The sequence below is a fragment of the Limnofasciculus baicalensis BBK-W-15 genome (genome assembly GCF_024178385.1).
Taxonomy (GTDB): Bacteria; Cyanobacteriota; Cyanobacteriia; order Cyanobacteriales; family Coleofasciculaceae; genus Limnofasciculus; species Limnofasciculus baicalensis.
This window is the reverse complement of record NZ_JAMZMM010000585.1, coordinates 1-2,568: the sequence shown is the minus strand read 5'-3', so window position 1 is coordinate 2,568 and position 2,568 is coordinate 1. Positions and strand designations below refer to the sequence as shown.

Below are 2,568 nucleotides of genomic sequence, written 5' to 3'. Positions count from 1 at the left end.
CCATTCCCCACTCCCCATTTTTGACTGCTTTAGCCAAATTGCTCCAGATACTGATGGACATCTTCTATTACACGAGTTAGTTCAGCCTCTGTACTCAAGCGAATGCGATCGTCTCTTAGTGTAATTAATACTTTAGCCGCAAACGGAGTGGGATAAATATTGGGATTGCAGAAGACTTCCAGAAATACATCCCCAGTATATTGATACTCCATGGGTTTTTGGGGCTTGGGTTTGCCGCCGCCGGATGTTTGGGTAGCGACTTTTAAGCTTGCCATTAATTCGTCAAGCGCCTGTTTTAAATTTCTGGCGGCTTCCGGTGTGAATCGGCACGATACGGAACCCTGAGCGAGGTTGATTGTCAAGGAAGTCATAAATAATAAATCTTAACGATTGGATACTAATGCTAGAAGATCTAATTGAGTTCTGGGAATAATTTACCAAAGAATTAAGCACTTTGGTCTATCTGAGGTGAAAAAGCCTCTCAATAAGTCAGTCGATTGCCCTGGCATAAAGAGAGCTAAAATCATTAAATAATAAGGGTTTCAGTCACTTAAAAGACTAAACTAAATGCTATACACGTTTTAGGAATGGGGGTGTGTCTGTGCTAGTAGACAATCGCTCCGTAGTGCGCAAGGTGTTACTGATTACTCTGCTGCTGAATCTATTCGTGATGGGATTGAAAGCAGTGGTGGGGTTTTGGACGGGATCTCTCAGCTTGCAAGCCGATGCCTTGCACAGTGTCACCGATAGTGCCAATAATATTTTAGGTTTGGTTGCGATTCGGTTTTCTTCCCCCCTACCGGATCGGGATCATCCTTACGGACATCAGAAATTTGAAGCTGTGGGCGCGTTGGGTATTGCTGCTTTTTTAGGCACTGCTTGTTTTGAAATTCTTAGAGGAACCATAGATCGGATTTTTGGTGATGCTACCCCAGTCAAGATTGCTGCGCCAGAACTTTGGTTACTCCTGATTGTACTGGGTGTGAATATTTTCGTAGCTTTCTACGAGCGGGCTGAGGGTAAGCGAGTTGGCAGTGCAATTTTGATTGCTGATGCTCGTCATACCATGAGCGATGTTTGGGTAACGATTACAGTTTTGGCTGGGTTAATTGGTATTTGGCAGGGACAGTTATTACATTTGCCCCAACTTCAGTGGCTTGATGTGATTCTCGCTTTTCCTGTCGCCTTATTAGTGTTTCACAGTGGTTGGCAGGTGTTAAAAGAGAATTTGCCGTCTCTGGTAGATGAAATGGCGATTGCACCAGAAACCATTAGTGCGATCGCATTTTCTGTTCCCGGTGTCATCAATTGCCATAACATTGCCTCTCGCGGCGTTGTGGGGCAACAAGTGTTTATTGAAATGCACATGGTTGTAGAAGCCAGCGATGTAGAAACTGCTCACCGCATTACCGAGGAAGTTGAAGCCCGTTTAGAAGAAAATTTCAGTCCCGTTCGAGTTTTAATTCACGTTGAGCCACCTGCATATCAATCTAGTCAGATTAGCTTTTAAATCCAATGGAAGGATGAGGTATGAAGGATGAAGGATGAAGTATGAAGTACTCTAACCTCTAACCTCTAATCTCTAACCTCTCACCTCTCACCTCTCAAGAGTTTTCCACAGACATTGGCACTTTTCCACAGAATTTCAGGGGTTTTCCACAAAGGATCGGGAAAATTTAACCAATTGGATCGTGATTCTTAACCTAAAAAAGAGGTTAGGGCGTGTCTTCAAAGTCCAAAATCCAGAGTAGGGGCGAAGCATTTGGGCGATCTTTGATCGGTGAAACCCAAGGTTTTGTCTCCAAATGCTTTGCCCTTCCAGAGTTTAAAAACAAACCCTAGTCCCTCTTGCCTCAAACCGTCACCTGTCCAGTTATCTCATTTTCTTTAGCTTGGCTTGCTGCGAGCTGTTTCTCTGCATCAAGCCTGCGTTTTTTGGCATAAAGTTGAATTGAGGCTGCCATGAGGATAATCATCCCCAGAATACTTAAGCCTGCCAGATTAGTCGGCAAACTATTCTTAAACACAGCCAATAAAACAATCGCCATGAGGAGAACAGTTGGTGCTTCATTGAGTGCCCGAAACTGCTGTCCCGTCCAATTGCACTCTCCTGCTGCCAATTTTCTCATGATCCGACCGCAGTAAAAATGATAGACGAGCAAGGCGACCACAAAAGCTAGCTTAATGTGCATCCAACCCTGTTTTAAAAATTCCGGACTAGTCACCAGCAAACCAATTGCCATGGCCACTGTAACCACCATCCCTGGCATAGTGATGATATGATACAGACGTTTTTCCATGATTTGATATTGATTTTTCAGAATCGTCTGGGCGGGTTCCGGCTGTTGTGAGGCTTCGGCGTGATACACGAAAAGACGCACTAGGTAGAATAATCCGGCAAACCAAACGACTACGCCAATGAGATGAAATGCTTTAAACCAGTAATAGGCCATCTATTTTCTCCGATACCTTTGCTGTTGAGTGCTAGGCTCATAGGGTAGGCAATGCTCCCGTACTCGCTTTGGGTAAGATTATCCCACCTTCTCCAAACCCGGCAACAACTATTAC

At 44.4% G+C, this 2,568-nt stretch carries 3 protein-coding genes; 1 reads left to right on the top strand and 2 read right to left on the bottom strand.

Annotation, left to right across the window (positions count from 1 at the left end; all coding sequences use genetic code 11):
* Positions 1-29: 29 nt before the first annotated feature.
* Positions 30-371, bottom strand: coding sequence for a hypothetical protein (locus NJ959_RS28390; RefSeq protein ID WP_254015115.1), 342 nt, complete (start codon positions 369-371; stop codon positions 30-32).
* A gap of 230 nt (positions 372-601) precedes the next feature.
* On the opposite strand from NJ959_RS28390, the gene cdf31 reads away from it, so the two are divergent.
* Positions 602-1,510 (top strand): CDF family zinc efflux transporter Cdf31, encoded by a 909-nt coding sequence (cdf31, locus tag NJ959_RS28385; protein WP_254015114.1) that lies wholly within the window; start codon positions 602-604, stop codon positions 1,508-1,510.
* Positions 1,511-1,853: 343 nt separating this feature from the next.
* Here cdf31 and hemJ read toward each other — a convergent pair whose 3' ends face one another.
* Positions 1,854-2,453 carry a protoporphyrinogen oxidase HemJ gene (gene hemJ, locus NJ959_RS28380; protein ID WP_254015113.1) on the bottom strand — a complete coding sequence of 200 codons (600 nt, stop codon included), beginning with the start codon at positions 2,451-2,453 and terminating at the stop codon, positions 1,854-1,856.
* Positions 2,454-2,568 lie beyond the last annotated feature (115 nt).